The sequence below is a fragment of the Frigoribacterium sp. Leaf164 genome, assembly GCF_001423665.1.
GTDB classification, from domain to species: Bacteria; Actinomycetota; Actinomycetes; order Actinomycetales; family Microbacteriaceae; genus Frigoribacterium; species Frigoribacterium endophyticum.
In genome coordinates this window covers 245,461-260,232 of sequence record NZ_LMOX01000003.1, presented here as the reverse complement: position 1 = coordinate 260,232, position 14,772 = coordinate 245,461, and the positions used below count along the sequence as shown (strand labels likewise).

General features: G+C 74.4%; 13 protein-coding genes and 1 pseudogene. 10 read left to right on the top strand and 4 right to left on the bottom strand.

The genetic code is table 11. From position 1 onward, the window contains the following. Nucleotides 1-20: 20 nt before the first annotated feature. The gene (locus tag ASF82_RS09275; RefSeq protein ID WP_056058829.1) at nucleotides 21-905 is read left to right on the top strand and encodes an oxygenase MpaB family protein; all 885 of its coding nucleotides are present in this window, start codon (nucleotides 21-23) and stop codon (nucleotides 903-905) included. Nucleotides 906-979: 74 nt separating this feature from the next. Further along, on the top strand, nucleotides 980-1,615 hold the full coding sequence (gene lepB / locus ASF82_RS09270) for a signal peptidase I (protein ID WP_082514521.1): 636 nt from the start codon (nucleotides 980-982) through the stop codon (nucleotides 1,613-1,615). 12 nt (nucleotides 1,616-1,627) lie between these two features. Here lepB and ASF82_RS09265 read toward each other — a convergent pair whose 3' ends face one another. Beyond that, nucleotides 1,628-3,328: a long-chain-fatty-acid--CoA ligase gene (locus ASF82_RS09265; RefSeq protein WP_056056496.1), complete on the bottom strand. Its 1,701-nt coding sequence runs from the start codon at nucleotides 3,326-3,328 to the stop codon at nucleotides 1,628-1,630. Nucleotides 3,329-3,421: 93 nt separating this feature from the next. Further along, complete coding sequence (locus ASF82_RS09260; RefSeq protein WP_056056495.1) at nucleotides 3,422-3,979, bottom strand: TIGR03086 family metal-binding protein; 558 nt, start codon at nucleotides 3,977-3,979, stop codon at nucleotides 3,422-3,424. Between the two features lie 166 nt (nucleotides 3,980-4,145). Between ASF82_RS09260 and ASF82_RS09255 the strand changes: the two genes are divergently transcribed. Together ASF82_RS09255 and yidC are read left to right on the top strand one after the other, a co-directional pair. After that, complete coding sequence (locus ASF82_RS09255) at nucleotides 4,146-4,454, top strand: DUF6412 domain-containing protein (protein WP_056056494.1); 309 nt, start codon at nucleotides 4,146-4,148, stop codon at nucleotides 4,452-4,454. A 72-nt stretch (nucleotides 4,455-4,526) separates the two neighbouring features. Further along, a complete protein-coding gene (gene yidC, locus ASF82_RS09250) occupies nucleotides 4,527-5,309 on the top strand; it encodes a membrane protein insertase YidC (RefSeq protein WP_056056493.1) in 783 nt (260 codons plus the stop codon). 61 nt (nucleotides 5,310-5,370) lie between these two features. Here the strand turns inward: yidC and ASF82_RS09245 are convergent, their stop codons facing one another. Both ASF82_RS09245 and ASF82_RS09240 read right to left on the bottom strand, forming a co-directional pair. Then, a complete protein-coding gene (locus ASF82_RS09245; RefSeq protein WP_056056492.1) occupies nucleotides 5,371-5,922 on the bottom strand; it encodes a YceI family protein in 552 nt (183 codons plus the stop codon). 202 nt (nucleotides 5,923-6,124) lie between these two features. After that, nucleotides 6,125-7,129 (bottom strand): aldo/keto reductase family protein, encoded by a 1,005-nt coding sequence (locus tag ASF82_RS09240; RefSeq protein ID WP_056056491.1) that lies wholly within the window; start codon nucleotides 7,127-7,129, stop codon nucleotides 6,125-6,127. A gap of 265 nt (nucleotides 7,130-7,394) precedes the next feature. On the opposite strand from ASF82_RS09240, the gene ASF82_RS09235 reads away from it, so the two are divergent. The 6 genes and pseudogenes from ASF82_RS09235 to ASF82_RS15255 form a co-directional block, all read left to right on the top strand. Beyond that, entirely contained in the window at nucleotides 7,395-8,909 is a 1,515-nt protein-coding gene (locus tag ASF82_RS09235; protein WP_235491244.1) for a glycosyltransferase, read from the top strand. Then, nucleotides 8,906-10,903, top strand: a complete 1,998-nt coding sequence (locus tag ASF82_RS09230) for a glycosyltransferase family 39 protein (protein WP_056056490.1) — start codon at nucleotides 8,906-8,908, stop codon at nucleotides 10,901-10,903. Before ASF82_RS09235 ends, ASF82_RS09230 begins: the two co-directional genes overlap by 4 nt. A gap of 92 nt (nucleotides 10,904-10,995) precedes the next feature. Then, nucleotides 10,996-11,922: a DUF4397 domain-containing protein gene (locus tag ASF82_RS09225; RefSeq protein ID WP_056056489.1), complete on the top strand. Its 927-nt coding sequence runs from the start codon at nucleotides 10,996-10,998 to the stop codon at nucleotides 11,920-11,922. A gap of 73 nt (nucleotides 11,923-11,995) precedes the next feature. Then, nucleotides 11,996-13,162: a glycosyl hydrolase family 8 gene (locus ASF82_RS09220; protein ID WP_056056488.1), complete on the top strand. Its 1,167-nt coding sequence runs from the start codon at nucleotides 11,996-11,998 to the stop codon at nucleotides 13,160-13,162. Further along, on the top strand, nucleotides 13,159-13,881 hold the full coding sequence (locus tag ASF82_RS09215; protein WP_082514520.1) for a class F sortase: 723 nt from the start codon (nucleotides 13,159-13,161) through the stop codon (nucleotides 13,879-13,881). The genes ASF82_RS09220 and ASF82_RS09215 overlap by 4 nt, the downstream gene beginning before the upstream one ends. Before the next feature lie 95 nt (nucleotides 13,882-13,976). Beyond that, nucleotides 13,977-14,772 (top strand): annotated as a pseudogene (locus ASF82_RS15255) (polyprenol monophosphomannose synthase); the annotation flags it as partial.

Sequence of the window (14,772 nt, the reverse complement as noted above, 5' to 3'; positions counted from 1 at the left end):
CCGAGCCGCTCCGCGCCCGCCTGCAGTACACGTTCAACGGCCAGTACACGGGCACGCCCGAGTGGGTGACCGACCTCGAGAAGGGCGACGACGAGGGCTTCTTCCTGCCCGGGTCGGCCGTCTGGGCCGTCCACGGCTCGATGTCGACCATCGCCGCGGGCGTCCGCGCGCTGCTCGTGCAGGCCCTCCACCCGGGGGCGTTGGCCGGGGTGCACGACCACTCTCGGTTCCGTGACGACCCCCTGGGGCGCCTGGCCGGCACGATCCGCTGGATCTACACCGTGTCGTACGGCAGCCGCGAGGCGGCGACGCGGGCGTCGGGCTGGGTCACCCGGCTGCACACGAAGGTCGTCGGGCAGTACGACGATCGCCACGGCGTGAGCCACGACTACGCGGCCAACGACCCCGAGCTGCTCAGCTGGGTGCACATGGCCTTCGCCGACTCCTTCCTCGCGGCGTTCCAGCAGTGGGGGCACGGCGAGGTGCCGGGCGGCCCGGACGCCTACGTGCGCGAGTGGGCCACGGCCGGTGAGCTCATGGGAGTCGTCGACCCGCCCCGCACCGTGGCCGAGATGCAGCACCAGCTGATGGAGTTCGACCGCCGGGGCGTGCTCGAGCGCACGGCGCGGACCGACGAGGTGGTCCGGTTCATCCGGCGACCGCCGCTCTTCCCCGTGCTGCGGCTCGGCTACCCCGTGCTGTTCAACGGCGCCGTCGGCACCCTGCAGCCGCGGTTCCGCGAGCTGCTCGACCTGCAGCCTCCCCACCTGGGCCCGGTCGCGCTGCCGACCGCCGGACCGGCGCAGGCGATGCTCGGGGCGATCGGCGGCGTGCTCGGCGCCCGCCCGGTGGCGGAGGAGCACGCGCTGGCGCGTCTCGAGCGGCTCGGCTGGACCGCCGCCTGAGCCACTCCGTGCGACGTGGTCGAGGTCGACCGACGCGCAGCTGACGGGCGGCTCCGCCCTGGCAGGATGACGGCATGAGCGAGACGGCAGGCCCGGGGACGGCAGCGACCTCGGGGGCCGGCACCGCGCCTCCTGCCCGCCCCGGCTCGTCGTGGCGCTGGCTGCGCGACCTCGTCGTGGTGGTGCTCGTGGCGCTGCTCGTGTCGTGGGGCGTCCGCACCTTCCTGGTGCGGTCGTTCTACATCCCGTCGGCGTCGATGGAGGACACCCTGATGATCGACGACCGGGTGATCGTCAACGAGCTCGTGCCCGACCTCGTCGACCTCGACCGCGGCGACGTCGTCGTCTTCCACGACCCGGGCGGCTGGCTGCCCGGCGGGAGCGTCGGGGGAGACGACGAGCTGATCAAGCGCGTGGTCGGGCTGCCGGGCGACACCGTCTCGTGCTGCGACGCCGAGGGGCGGATGCTCGTGAACGGCGAGCCGGTCGACGAGCCGTACCTGGCCGACCCCGACGGGCCCGCGTCGACCATCCCGTTCGACGTGACCGTGCCGGAGGGCGCGATCTGGGTGATGGGCGACAACCGCGCGCACTCCGCCGACTCCCGGCTGCACCAGAGCGGGCCCTACGACGGGTTCGTGCCGCTCGACCACGTCGTCGGGCGGGCGTTCGTGATCGTCTGGCCGATCTCCCGCTGGGGCGGGCTGTAGCCGAGGCGCGGCTCAGCGCCCGGCGATGAGCGAGTCGCGCACCTCGCGGCGCAGCACCTTGCCGATCAGCGAGCGCGGCAGCTCGTCGACGACGACGACGCGCTTCGGCACCTTGTACGCGGCGAGCTGCTCCCGGGCGTGGTCGCGGACGGCCTCGGGGTCGATCGTCGCGCCCGGGCTCGCCACGACGGCCGCGACGACGTCCTCGCCGCCGCCCGCGCGCGGGATGCCCACGACCGCGACCTCGGCGACGCCCGCGGCGCCGCGCACGGCCTCCTCGACCTCGGAGGGGGCGACGTTGAAGCCGCCGGTCACGATGAGCTCCTTGATGCGGTCGACGATCGTGACGTACCCGTCGGCGCTCATGCTGACGATGTCGCCGGTGCGGAACCAGCCGCCCGGCAGGAAGGCCTCGGCGGTCTCGTCGGGGCGGTTCCAGTACCCCTGGAAGACCTGGGGGCCCCGGAGGATCAACTCACCGGCCGCGCCCGCCGTCACCGGGCGCTCGGGGTCGGGGGCGTCGCGGTCGACGACCCGCGCCTCCGTCGACGGGAACGGCACGCCGACCGTGCCCGGGCGTCGTGTCGGGCCCATCGGGTTGCCGAGCGCGACGGGAGACGTCTCGGTGAGGCCGAAGCCCTCGACGAGCATCCCGCCCGTCACGCCCTCCCACGCGGTGACCGTCGACAGGGGCAGGTTCATCGCCCCCGAGATCGCGAAGCGGGCGCTGCTCAGGTCGACGCCGCGCTCCGCCGCCGCCTCGGCCAGGCGCTGGTAGATCGGCGGCACGGCGGGCAGGAACGTCGGCGGGTGCTTCGCCGCGGCCTTGAGCACGAGGTCGACGTCGAACTTCGGGAAGAGCACGAGGCGGGCGCCGATGCTCATCGCGAAGGTGAGGCACAGGGTGAGGCCGTAGGCGTGGAAGAAGGGCAGCACGCCGTAGACGGTCTCTTCGCCCTCGCGGATGCCCTGCACCCAGGCGCGCCCCTGCACGGCGTTGCTGTGCAGGTTGCGGTGCGTCAGCACGGCCCCCTTCGGCGAGCCGGTCGTGCCGCTCGTGTACTGCAGCAGGGCGACGTCGTCGAGGGCGGGGCGGGGGTGCCGGCGCCGCAGGGGGCGAGACGACACGAGCTCGGGCCAGGTGAGGTCGCCGCGGGTGCGGGAGGTGAGCGCCTCGCGCGACTTCCGGGCCGCCGGCACCGGCAGGGTCAGGGCCAGCCGGGTCGCCAGCGGCATCGCCCGCGTGACGTCGACCGAGACGACCGAGCGGAAGCCGATGTCGCTCGGCAGCGCCCGGAGGCGGTCGACCAGCTTGTCCCACGCGATCGCCACGGTCGCGCCGTGGTCCTCGAAGAGGTGGCGCAGTTCGCGGTCGGTGTAGAGCGGGTTGTGCTCGACGACGACCGCGCCGAGGCGCAGGACCGCGTAGAACGCGACGACGTGCTGGGGGCTGTTGGGCAGCAGGATCGCGACCCGGTCACCGGCCCCGACCCCGAGCTTGCGGAGGCCCTCGGCGGCCCGGGCGATCTCGTCGCCGAGGTCGCGGTAGCTCGTCTCCCGCCCGAAGAACTCGAGCGCCGTGCGGCTGCGGTGCGCGGCGACGGCGTCGTCGATGAGGTCGACGAGGGTGCCGGTGACGGGCTCGATGTCGGCGGGGACGCCCGGGGCGTAGCTGTGCAGCCAGGGGCGGTCGGGCGCGGTGTCGGAGCTCATGCGGCCATCGAACCAGCCGGGGGGCGGGGGAAGCTGCGTGGTCGCCGAGGGCGGACCGGGACTGCGCCCTCGGTCAGCGCGCGTCGCGCCGGGTCAGCGCGCGTCGCGCCCGGTCAGCGCCAGCAGCCGCACGTGCAGCGGGGCGTCGTCGTCGACCGGCACGGGGCTCGCGAACAGCCCGGAGGCCTCGAGGGCGTCGGCCTGCGGCTCGAAGACCGTCCACACGGCCGCCACGAGCTCGTCGTCGAGGCTCTCGTCGGCGCCGATCGCCCGGGCGAGGTCCCAGGTGTGGATGGTGACGTCGGCGACCTGCTCGGCGAGGTACTCCCGGGCCGGCACGACGTCGGCGCTCAGGCGGACGGGCGCCTCGGGGTCGGCCTCGGCCCAGGCGGCCGTCGCGGCCGACGACCAGCGGTGCCACGCGGTGACGAGGTCGTCGTCGAGCGGCTCGATCGAGCGCTCGGAGGCCGACGGGTCGCCGCCGTCGAGCAGCAGCGGCACCCACTGCTGCTCGCGGGTCACGTGCCGGACGAGGTCACGGACCCGCCACTCGGTGTCGGGCGTGGGGGCGTCCCAGTCGGCCACCGCCTCCACCCGTCGGGCGAACTCGTCGTGCGCGCGCTGCTGCAGGGTGATCCAGTCGACGGTCATGGGGCGTCCTCTCGAGGCAGGGGCGTCACGACCACCGACGGCGCCGGCGGCGGAGCGGTGTCGCGGTCTGCTGGGGCCCAACCGCCGGAGGCGCGGCGGCCTTCCCGAGGTCGGCCCTCAGCGGAACAGTCGCCACGGTAGCGCCTCACCGGCTAGGGTCGCTCGCATGACGACCCTGCTCGAGCTCCTGGCGCGCGTGCTCGCGCCGCTCGAGCACGTGGTGCAGGCCCTCGCCGCCCAGGGCGGCGACCCGGCCTCCGCCGCGGTCGTCGTCTCGCTGCTCGGCGCGGCCACGGTGCTCGTGGCGACCGGGCTGGGCCGTGCCCTGCTGGCGCTGTGCGGCCTCGCGCCCGCACCCGCGCGACGGGTGCTCAGCGAGGGGGCCGACGTGCGCCTCCTCGTGTTCCAGCGCGACCCCGACGCGGACGGGCACGTGCGCGCCCGCGCTCCGGGCCGGGCGCTCCCGGCCGCCTGACCCGACGCTCACCCGCGACCCGTCGCGGCGGCCAGACGACGTCACCCGTCTCTCTGACCGAGGAGCCCCTCCGTGGACCTGTCCGCCTTCCCGCCCGTCGCCGTCGTCCTCGACGGCCTCCACTCGTTCGTCGCCCTGCTCGCCGCCCTGGTCGAGCCAGCCGTGGGCGACCTCTCGTCGGCGCTCGCCGTCGTCCTGCTCACCGTCGTCGTCCGGCTGGTGCTGGTGCCCGTCGGGGTCTCGCAGGTGCGCGCCGAGATCGGCCGACGCCGTCTCGCGCCCCGCGTCGCCGAGCTGACCCGCCGCGTCACCGACCCCCAGGAGCGCAGCCGGCGCCTCATGGAGCTGTACTCGTCGGAGAAGGTCTCGCCGCTCGCCGGCTGCCTCCCGACCCTCGCCCAGGCCCCGGTGCTGACGGCCGTCTACTCGCTCTTCGCCCACCCGACGATCGCGGGCCACGCGAACGAGCTGCTGGGCCACACCCTGGGCGGGGCCGTGCTGGGGGCGAACCTGCCCGTGGCCCTCGGCGCGGGCCTCGCGACGGTGTGGCCGTACCTCGTGCTGCTCGCCGTGCTCGCGGTCGTCGTCGAGCTGACCCGGCGCGCCTCGCTGCGGGCGGCGGGGCCGACTGCGGCACCGCTGCCCGGTGCTGCCGGTGCCGCGGGCCCCGCCGCCGTGCCGGGCATGACGGGGCTGCTGCGGGTGCTGCCGTTCGTCAGCGTCGTCTTCGCGGCCTTCGCCCCGCTGGCCGCCGCGCTCTACCTCGTGACCAGCGCCTCCTGGACCCTGCTCGAACGGGCGGTGCTCCGCCGGGCCCTGGCGCCGCGGACCGGGGGAGGCGCGGTGGCCGTCTGAGGCAACGACGGAGGGCCCGCCCCTGCCTGAGCAGGTGCGGGCCCTCCGGGGAGCGTCGTGACTACGCCGAGAGCACGAACTGGATCTCGAGCGTGACGGTGACGTCGTTGCCGAGCGTGAAGCCGCCGGCCTCGAGCGCCGCGTTCCAGCTGACGCCGAACTCGGTGCGGTCGATCTTCGTCGTGGCCGAGAAGCCGAGCTTCGTCTGGCCGTAGCCGTCGACGACGAGGCCGCCGAACTCGCTCTTGAGGGTGACGGGCTTGGTGACGCCGCGGAGGCTCAGGTCGCCGTGCACGAGGAAGGCGTCGTCGCCCTTCTCCTCGATGCTCGTCGAGGTGAACGTCATCTGCGGGTGCTCCTCGGCGAGGAAGAAGTCGCCGGTCTGCAGGTGGCCGTCGCGGTCCTTCTGGTTCGTGTTGATCGAGGCCACGTCGATCGAGGCCGTGACCTTGCTCGCGGTGTGGTCGTCGTCGGTGACCAGGCTCGCGTCGAAGCGCTCGAACGAGCCCTTGACCTTGCTGATCGCGAGGTGGCGGACGCTGAACGAGACCTCGCTGTGGGTGGGGTCGAGGGTCCAGGTGCCGGCGGGGATCTTCTCTGCGGTGATGGCCATGGTGTTCTCCTTGAGGTGGTGACGTGTGAGGTGGTCGTGGATCGGTGACGTGTCACCGAAGGTGGTACGAGTATATGCAAGAGCATCGACAGGTCGAGCATTCCCGATCCGCGTGGCTGATCGGTGAACAGCGTCGATGCAGGTGCTGTGACCCGGTCGGCCGTCGCCGGGGCGGCGGCCGACCGGGAGATCGGGCCGAGGGTCAGGCGGGGCGTTCGGCGGGGGAGACCGTCTTCGCCGGGTCGGTCTCGGCGAGGTGGCCCACGGCCGCGTCGATCGCGGTCATGGCCTCGGCCGGCAGGCGGACGCCCGCGGCGGCGGCGTTGTCGGCCACCTGCTCGGGGCGGGAGGCCCCGATGATCGCCGAGGCGACGTTGTCGTTCTGCAGCACCCACGCGACGGCGAGCTGGGCCATCGTGAGGCCGAGGTCGTCGGCGACCGGCTTCAGGGCCGCGACGCCGGTGAGCACCTCGTCGGTCATGAACCGCTTGATGGTGTCGGCGCCGCCCTTGGCATCGGTGGCCCGGCTGCCCGCGGGCAGCTCGGCTCCCGGTGCGTACTTGCCGCTCAGGACGCCCTGCGCGACCGGCGACCAGACGATCTGGCTGACGCCGTGCTGCACGCTGGCGGGCACGACCTCCTGCTCGATGACGCGCCACAGCATCGAGTACTGGGGCTGGTTCGAGATCAGCTGCACGCCGAGCTGCTGGGCGAGCTCGTGGCCGGCGCGGATCTGCTCGGCCGTCCACTCGCTCACGCCGATGTAGAGCGCCTTGCCCTGCCGCACCACGTCGGCGAAGGCCTGCATCGTCTCCTCCAGGGGAGTCGCGCTGTCGTAGCGGTGCGCCTGGTAGAGGTCGACGTAGTCGGTGCCCAGGCGGCGGAGCGACCCGTCGATCGACTCGAGCACGTGCTTGCGGCTCAGCCCGACGTCGTTGTGGCCGCGCGGGCCGGTGGGCCAGTAGACCTTCGTGAAGATCTCGAGGCTCTCGCGCCTCTCACCGGCGAGGGCGTCGCCGAGCACCTGCTCCGCCGCGGTGTTCGCGTAGGCGTCGGCGGTGTCGAAGGTCGTGATGCCCGCGTCGAGGGCGGCGCGGACGCACTGCGTCGCGACGTCGTTCTCGACCTGCGAGGCGTGGGTGAGCCAGTTGCCGTAGGTGATCTCGGAGATCTTGAGGCCGCTGCGGCCGAGGTGTCGGAATTCCATGTCGTCACCGTACGCGCCACCCGTCGCTCCGTGGAGGCGCGTGTCGACGCCCTGGCCCCCGCCCGGGGGTCGTGTGAACGCCGTGTGTCGGGCACCTGGCAGTTCGCCGGGATCCCGTACCCCGCACCCAACCCCCCGACCGGGGGCCGCCGAACCACGACCTGACCCACCCGACCGCTCGACCCGACCCGAGCGCGCCCGACCTGGTCCCCGACGACGTGGACGCGACTCCCCCCGACCCTGACACCCGACAGGAGACCGACCCGTGCCGTCCCCCCTGACCCACCTCGCGACCTCCGTCCTCGCCGCCGGCGAGCCGGAACCGCTGCTGACGCCCCAGGCGCCCGCCGACCCCTCGCAGGTGCTGCCCAACCGCGGCAGCACCTCCGGCCTGGGCGACGGCGTGCCCGGCTTCTCGCTGCCCGACTGGAGCCCGCTCGAGTGGATCGGCTACTCGGGCCTCGTCCTGGTGACCGTCCTCCTCACCGCGGTCGCCGTCTCGACGCTGTGGTGGATGCTCCACGCCTGGCGCTCCAAGGACACCCTCGAGGGCAGCCGCTTCAGCGACTCGCCCCTCGACGCGGCGCACTCGTTCACGCTCCTCGTCCCGGGGCGCCACGAGGAGGAGGTGATGGGCCAGACGCTCGACCGCCTCGCCCAGCAGGACCACCCCGACTTCGAGATCATCGCCATCGTCGGCCACGACGACCCCGGCACCGAGCGCGTCGCCCGGGAGGCCGCCGCCCGGCACCCCGAGCTCATCCGCGTCATCGTCGACTCGAGCGTGCCGAAGAACAAGCCGAAGGCGCTCAACCTGGCGCTGCAGACCTCGCGGGGCGAGATCGTCGGGGTCTTCGACGCCGAGGACGACGTGCACCCGCGCCTGCTGACCCTCGTCGACTCGCGCTTCACCGAGACCGACGCCGACGTCGTCCAGGGCGGCGTGCAGCTGATGAACTTCCAGTCCAGCTGGTGGAGCCTCCGCAACGTGCTCGAGTACTACTTCTGGTTCCGCTCGCGGCTGCACTTCCACGCCAAGGAGAAGTTCATCCCGCTCGGCGGCAACACGGTCTTCGTCCGCAAGGAGTGGCTCGACTGGTCGGAGGGCTGGGACGCCTCGTGCCTCGCCGAGGACTGCGAGCTCGGCGTGCGCCTCTCGAGCGCCGGCGCGAAGGTCGTCGTCGCCTACAGCCCCGAGGTCGTCACCCGTGAGGAGACGCCCGGCACCTTCGTCTCGCTGCTCAAGCAGCGCACCCGCTGGAACCAGGGCTTCATGCAGGTCTACGGCAAGGGGGAGTGGCGTCAGCTGCCGACCCTGCGTCAGCGCCTGATGGCCCGCTACCTGCTCACCATGCCGTTCATCCAGGCGGCCACCGGCCTGCTCATCCCGATCAGCGTCGTGCTCATCCTCACCGTCAAGGTGCCGACGGCCATCGCGCTCGTCTCGTTCGTGCCGCTCGCACCCACGCTGGTGCTGCTGGCCGTCGAGTTCACGGGGCTGCACGAGTTCGGCAAGACGTACGGCCAGAAGGTCCGCGTGCGCGACTACGCCCGCCTCGTCTGGGGCCTCCTGCCCTACCAGATCTTCCTCGCCCTCGCCGCCGTGCGGGCCGTCTGGCGCCAGCTGCGCGGGATGAACGCGTGGGAGAAGACGGAGCACTCGGGCACGCACCGTCCCGCGGTCGCGCCCGGCGCCTCCGTCAGCGGTGCCCCGAGCTCGCCGCCCGTCGTCGTCGGCCAGCCCGTCGACGCCCTCGCGACCGTGGGGAGCGACCGATGACCGCCACGATCGAGCGGCCCGCCGCCCCCGTCCGCCCCGCCGTGCCCCGTGTCCACGAGCCCGCTCCGGGCCGCGGGCGGACCCCCGTCGGCGAGTGGTTCCGTCGCCACGGCCGGAGCCTCGCCTGGCTGCTGCCGGTGCTGGCGATCGCCGCGACCGTGCAGGCCTGGAACATGGCCGGGTCGCCGCAGCGCATCGACGACGAGGGCACCTACACGGCCCAGGCCTGGGCCGTGCAGCACCTCGGCGAGCTGACCCACTACACCTACTGGTACGACCACCCGCCGGTGGGCTGGCTGCAGATCGCGGCCTACACCTCGCTGACCGGCGCCTTCTCGCGCTACGACATCGCGGTGCTGGCCGCCCGGGAGGCGGTGCTCGCGTTCACCCTCGTCGCCGTCGTGCTCGTCTGGCTGCTCGGTCGCAAGCTCGGCCTGAGCCGGCCGGCGGCGGCCGTCGCGGCCCTGGTGTTCGCGGTCTCGCCCCTGGCGCTGCAGTTCCACCGCACCGTCTACCTCGACAACATCGCGACGCCGTGGCTGCTCGCCGCTTTCGTCTTCGCCCTGAGCCGGCGCTACCAGCTGGCCGGGTACGCCGCCGCCTCGCTCACCTTCGGCATCGCCGTGCTGAGCAAGGAGACGTACCTCCTCGCCCTGCCCTTCCTGGCGTGGACGATGTGGCGCGGGGCCGACCGGTCGACGCGCCGCTACACCCTCTCGATCGCCGCGAGCCTCCTCGTGCTGGTCGGCCTCGGGTACGTCGCCCTCGCCGCCGTCAAGGGCGAGCTGCTGCCCGGCGCCGGGCGGGTGAGCCTGCTCGAGGGCGTGCAGTTCCAGCTCGCGACCCGCGAGGCCAGCGGCTCCGTGTTCGACACCGGCAGCCTCTTCTTCGCGACCGTCTCGCAGTGGTGGCAGCTCGACCCGGTGCTGATCGTGCTGGGCGTCGTGGCCGCGGTGGTGGGGCTCTTCCTCCGTCGCGTCCGTCCGATCGCCGTGATGCTCGTCTTCCTGGTCGCGTTCATGTTCCGGCCCGGCGGGTACCTGCCCGTGCCCTACGTCGTCATGCTGCTGCCGTTCGCGGCCCTGCTCGTCGCGGCCGCCACCGACGCCGCCGTCCGGGCCGTCCGGGCCCGCCGCGCCGGGCGCGCGTCCACCGTCGCCGCCCGCACGGGCGCCGTCGCGTGGCTGGCCGTCACGGCGGTCGCCGTCATCGCCGTCGTGCCGCTCTGGGCCGTGCAGCTGCGCGGCTTCGTCGACGCCGACCTCGACGCCCCGATGCGGAACGCCGAGACCTGGGTCGAGCAGAACGTGCCGACCGACAGCCGGCTGCTCGTCGACGACGCGGTCTGGGTCGACCTGGTGAACGCCGGGTTCGCCCGGGAGAACGTCATCTGGTTCTACAAGATCGACACCGACGGCGCCGTCCAGGCGCAGTCGCCGAACGGTTGGCGCGACAGCGACTACCTGTTCGAGACGGAGTCGGTCCGCACCTCGGGGCTGGCCTCGGCCGACGTCCGGCAGGCGCTCGAGAGCTCGACCGTCGTGGCCTCGTTCGGCGAGGGCGACCAGCAGGTCGCCGTCCGCCGCATCGACCGTGACGGGGCCGCGGAGGCCCAGCGCACGGCCGACGAGGCCGCCGCGGCCCGGTCGCGGGCGGGCTCCGAGCTCGCCCAGAACCCCGGCCTGCAGGTGTCGTCGACCTTCGACCAGGCCCTGACCGACGGCCGCCTCGACCCGCGCGCCGTGATCGTGCTCGGGCAGCTGGCCGCCATCGCCCCGGTCTCCGTCGCCGACCCCGAGGGGCTGCCCGGCGAGCAGGAGTCGCTCTTCCGCCAGTTCGTCGTGACGCCCGGCGGCGGCGAGTCCCTCGCCGACCTCCGAGCCACCCTCGAGGGCCTCGGCGACGTGTACGCGCCGCAGTCGGTCGAGCAGGAGGGCGACGCCCTCCGCGTGACCTTCTCGGCCGTGCCGCCCGAGGGGCTCCTCGCCCCGTGACCGCCCGGTCGAGGCCCGCACCCCGCGGGCCTCGACCCTCCAGACCGGCTCCGCCCGCCAGGGCGGAGCACCCCGACCGGAAAGGAACCACCGTGATCCGCACGATCCGCTCCCTCCGCACCACCGCCTCCCGCACCGCCCCCGGAACCCCCGAGGCCGCCGTCGGCCGCGCGGCGAGCCCGTCGCGGCGCCGCCTCGCGGCACCGCTCGCCCTCGCCGCCGCGGCGGCCGTCGCCCTCGCCGGGTCGCTCGTCGCCGCCTCGCCCGCCCACGCCGCCGACGGCGACGGCTGGGTGCGCGTCGGCCACCTGTCGCCCGACACGAAGGCCGTCGACGTCACCCTCACCTCGCTCTCGGGCGGGCAGGTCGTGATGGACCTCGACGACGTGACCTACGGCCAGGTCAGCGCCTACCAGGCGCTGCCGGCAGGCACCTACGTGGTCTCGATGACGGCCGCCGACTCGCCGGCCCGCACGAAGCCGGTCATCACGACGAACGTGACGGTCGACAGCGGCCAGCCGATCACGACCGTGGCGTACGGCCCGAACGACGACCTGCGCACCCAGGTGTTCAAGGACGACCTGACCGCGCCCTCCGACGGCCAGGCCAAGGTGCGCCTCGTGCAGGCCGCCACGGTCAGCGACGAGGTCTCGGTCGCGACGACGACGGGCACGACGATCGCCGCCGACGCGCCCTTCGGCAGCGCCAGCCAGTACGCGCAGGTCGCGGCCGGCCCGTGGCAGCTCTCGCTCAAGGGCGACGACGTGACCGGCTCCGGCTCGGTCGACCTCGCCGCGGGCAGCATCAGCACGCTCTTCGTGCTCGACGACTCCGACGGCGGCCTCACGGTCGTCCCCGTCGTCGACAGCGCCGCGACGGCGCAGGCACCGGTCGGCGGCGTCCAGACCGGCGGCGGCTGGCTCGCCGAGCACCGGGCGGCCGACGCGACGGCCGACGCGGCCGACGGCGACCAGCCCCGGGGCTTCTGGGCGACCGTCCTCGGCTGGTTCGGGGCGTGACCCGGGGAGGCGCGCCGCGCCTCCCGGCACCGCTCCCGCACCGCACCGCCCCACCAGCAGAGAGCAGAGCAGCATGACCCGCAGAACGAAGGCCCTCCTGGCCGTCGTCGTCGTGGTGGCCGTCGCCCTCACGGCCGGCGTCGCCTGGCTCGTCGTCGGCCCCTCGGGCCCGTCGTCCGACGAGCCGGCCGCCGACGCGACCGGCACGCCCGGCGCCGGCACCCCGACCCCGCAGGCCCGCACGGCGACCGAGATCGGCGAGGGCTTCCTCGACGACTGGGTCGACGACGACGGCCGCGTCGTGCGCCGCGACCAGGGCGACGACACCGTCAGCGAGGGGCAGGCCTACGGCATGCTCGTCGCCGTCGGCGTCGGCGACGAGCAGCGCTTCGACGCGATCTGGCGCTGGACCCGCGAGAACCTCGTGCGCGAGGACGGCCTGCTGGCCTGGCGCTGGGCCGACGGCGCCGTCGTCGACGACATGCCGGCCAGCGACGCCGACGTCGACGCCGCGCGGGCCCTCGTGCTCGCCGGCGAGGCCTTCGGCGACCCGTCGCTCACCGAGCAGGGCGTCGACCTCGGCGGTGCCGTGCTCGACGAGATGACCGCCGTCACCGACGTGGGGCGGATCCTGCTGCCCGGCCCCTGGGCGGCCGGCGACGGCCCGTGGTCGTACAACCCCTCGTACGCGTCGCCCGCGAGCTTCGCCCAGCTGGCCGAGGCCAGCGGCGACCCGCGCTGGTCGGAGCTCGAGGCCGGCTCGCGCGCCGTGACGACCGCCGTGCTCGACGCGACGGCCCTGCCGAGCGACTGGGCCCAGGTGCGCCGCGACGGCAGCGTCGTGCCCCTGCCGGGCGCCGACGGCACGTCGGGCACCGTGCAGTACAGCTACGACGCGGCCCGCCTCGCGCTCCGCTACGCCGAGTCGTGCACCCCCGACGACGTCGCCCTCGCCGCCCGGCTCGCGCCGGTGCTGCAGCGCTACGACGACCTGCCGATGCAGCTCGACCTCGGCGGGCAGTCGATCGGTGCCGACCAGAGCCCGCTCGCCTACGCGGCCCGCGCCGCGGCCGAGGCGAGCGCGGGTCAGCACGAGGAGGCCTCCGCCGACCTGCGACGCGCCGACACCCTCGCCCAGTCGACCCCGACCTACTACGGCACCGCGTGGGCCGCCCTCGCGGCGCTCCAGGTCGAGGCGTCCGCGCTCGGCGCGTGCTCGCCGCTGGAGGTGGCCCGATGAGCCTCGTGCAGCGCATCTCCGCCCACCGGCGGGCCGCCGTCGCCGTCGGCGTCGCGGTCGTCCTCCTCGTCGCGGCCGGCGTGACCGTCGGCGCCGTCGCGGCGCAGCCCGGCCGGGGCAGCTCGACCGGCACGGGCGCCGAGGCCGGCGCCGGCGCCTCGCAGGCCGCCCCGGGCGGGGCCGCCACCGACCCGGCGCTCGACCCCGGCAGCGGGGCCGCGGGCTCGTTCCAGGACCCGGCCGCACCGTACGTCACCGCGCCTCCCGCAGGCTCGACCCCGGTGCGGGTCCAGATCCCCTCGATCGGCGTGGACTCCGGCCTCGAGTCGCTCGGCCTCGGTGCGCAGGGCGAGCTCGAGCCGCCCCGCGAGTGGATGTCGGCGGGCTGGTACCGCGACGGCGTCGTGCCGGGCGGCGTCGGTCCGGCGGTCATCGCCGGGCACGTCGACTCCGGCAGCGGCCCCGCCGTGTTCGTCGACCTGGCCGACCTCGCCGTGGGCGCGGAGGTGCAGGTGACGCTCTCGACCGGCAGCGTCGAGACCTTCCGCGTGACGGGCAGCGAGCGGACCCCCAAGGCGACCTTCCCGACCAGCGACGTCTACGGGGCGACCCCGACGGCGAGCCTCCGCCTCATCACCTGCGACGGCACGTTCGACCGCTCGACCGGCCACTACGTCGACAACCTCATCGTGTTCGCCGACCTCGTGTCGGCCACCTGACCGGCGCGGACCACCCGCACCGCCCCGCCCCGCACCGCACCGCACCGCCCCCGACCCGACCCGCTCCCTCCCACCCGACCTGGAAGGACCACCCCGTGAACGACGCACTCGTCATCATCCCGACCTACGACGAACGAGAGAACCTCGACTGGATCGTCGGCCGCACCCTCGACAGCGGGGCCGCCGTCGACGTTCTCGTCGTCGACGACGGCTCGCCCGACGGCACCGGCGACCTCGCCGACGCGTGGGCCGCCCGCGACCCCCGGGTGCACGTGCTGCACCGCACCGGCAAGGCCGGCCTCGGCGCCGCGTACCTGGCCGGCTTCGCCTGGGGGCTCGAGCGCGGCTACGCGGCCCTCGTCGAGATGGACGCCGACGGCTCCCACCACCCGGAGGACCTTCCCGCCCTGATCGCCCTGCTCGCCGACGACGACCTCGTGCTCGGCTCGCGCTGGGTGCCCGGCGGCCGCGTCGAGAACTGGCCGCTGCGCCGCCGGCTGCTCAGCCGCGGCGGCAGCTGGTACACCCGCGGCGCCCTCGGCATCACGGTCGCCGACACCACCGGCGGCTTCCGGGCCTTCCGGGCCGAGGCCCTCCGGCGCATCGACCTCGACGAGGTCGAGTCGCGCGGCTACTGCTTCCAGGTCGACCTGCTCTGGCGGTCGCTGCAGGCCGGCCTCCGCGTCGTCGAGATGCCGATCACCTTCACCGAGCGCGTGCACGGCGCGTCCAAGATGAGCGGGTCGATCGTGCGGGAGTCGCTGGTCAAGGTCACGAGGTGGGGCCTGACCCGGCGCAGCCGCGCGGTCGTCGAGCTCGTGCTGCGGCACCGTCGCCTGCCGAGCGTGCGGGCCACCTCGCACCGCGTGCGGCCGGGCGAGCTGGCGGGCC

What these genes read in the sequence shown, in the direction of transcription:
- lepB (WP_082514521.1), top strand. Translation starts at nt 980, where the DNA reads ATGAGCGAGACGGCAGGCCCGGGGACGGCAGCGACCTCGGGGGCCGGC.
- ASF82_RS09265 (WP_056056496.1), bottom strand. Translation starts at nt 3,328, where the DNA reads ATGAGCTCCGACACCGCGCCCGACCGCCCCTGGCTGCACAGCTACGCC.
- ASF82_RS09260 (WP_056056495.1), bottom strand. Translation starts at nt 3,979, where the DNA reads ATGACCGTCGACTGGATCACCCTGCAGCAGCGCGCGCACGACGAGTTC.
- ASF82_RS09255 (WP_056056494.1), top strand. Translation starts at nt 4,146, where the DNA reads ATGACGACCCTGCTCGAGCTCCTGGCGCGCGTGCTCGCGCCGCTCGAG.
- ASF82_RS09245 (WP_056056492.1), bottom strand. Translation starts at nt 5,922, where the DNA reads ATGGCCATCACCGCAGAGAAGATCCCCGCCGGCACCTGGACCCTCGAC.
- ASF82_RS09240 (WP_056056491.1), bottom strand. Translation starts at nt 7,129, where the DNA reads ATGGAATTCCGACACCTCGGCCGCAGCGGCCTCAAGATCTCCGAGATC.
- ASF82_RS09230 (WP_056056490.1), top strand. Translation starts at nt 8,906, where the DNA reads ATGACCGCCACGATCGAGCGGCCCGCCGCCCCCGTCCGCCCCGCCGTG.
- ASF82_RS09220 (WP_056056488.1), top strand. Translation starts at nt 11,996, where the DNA reads ATGACCCGCAGAACGAAGGCCCTCCTGGCCGTCGTCGTCGTGGTGGCC.
- ASF82_RS09215 (WP_082514520.1), top strand. Translation starts at nt 13,159, where the DNA reads ATGAGCCTCGTGCAGCGCATCTCCGCCCACCGGCGGGCCGCCGTCGCC.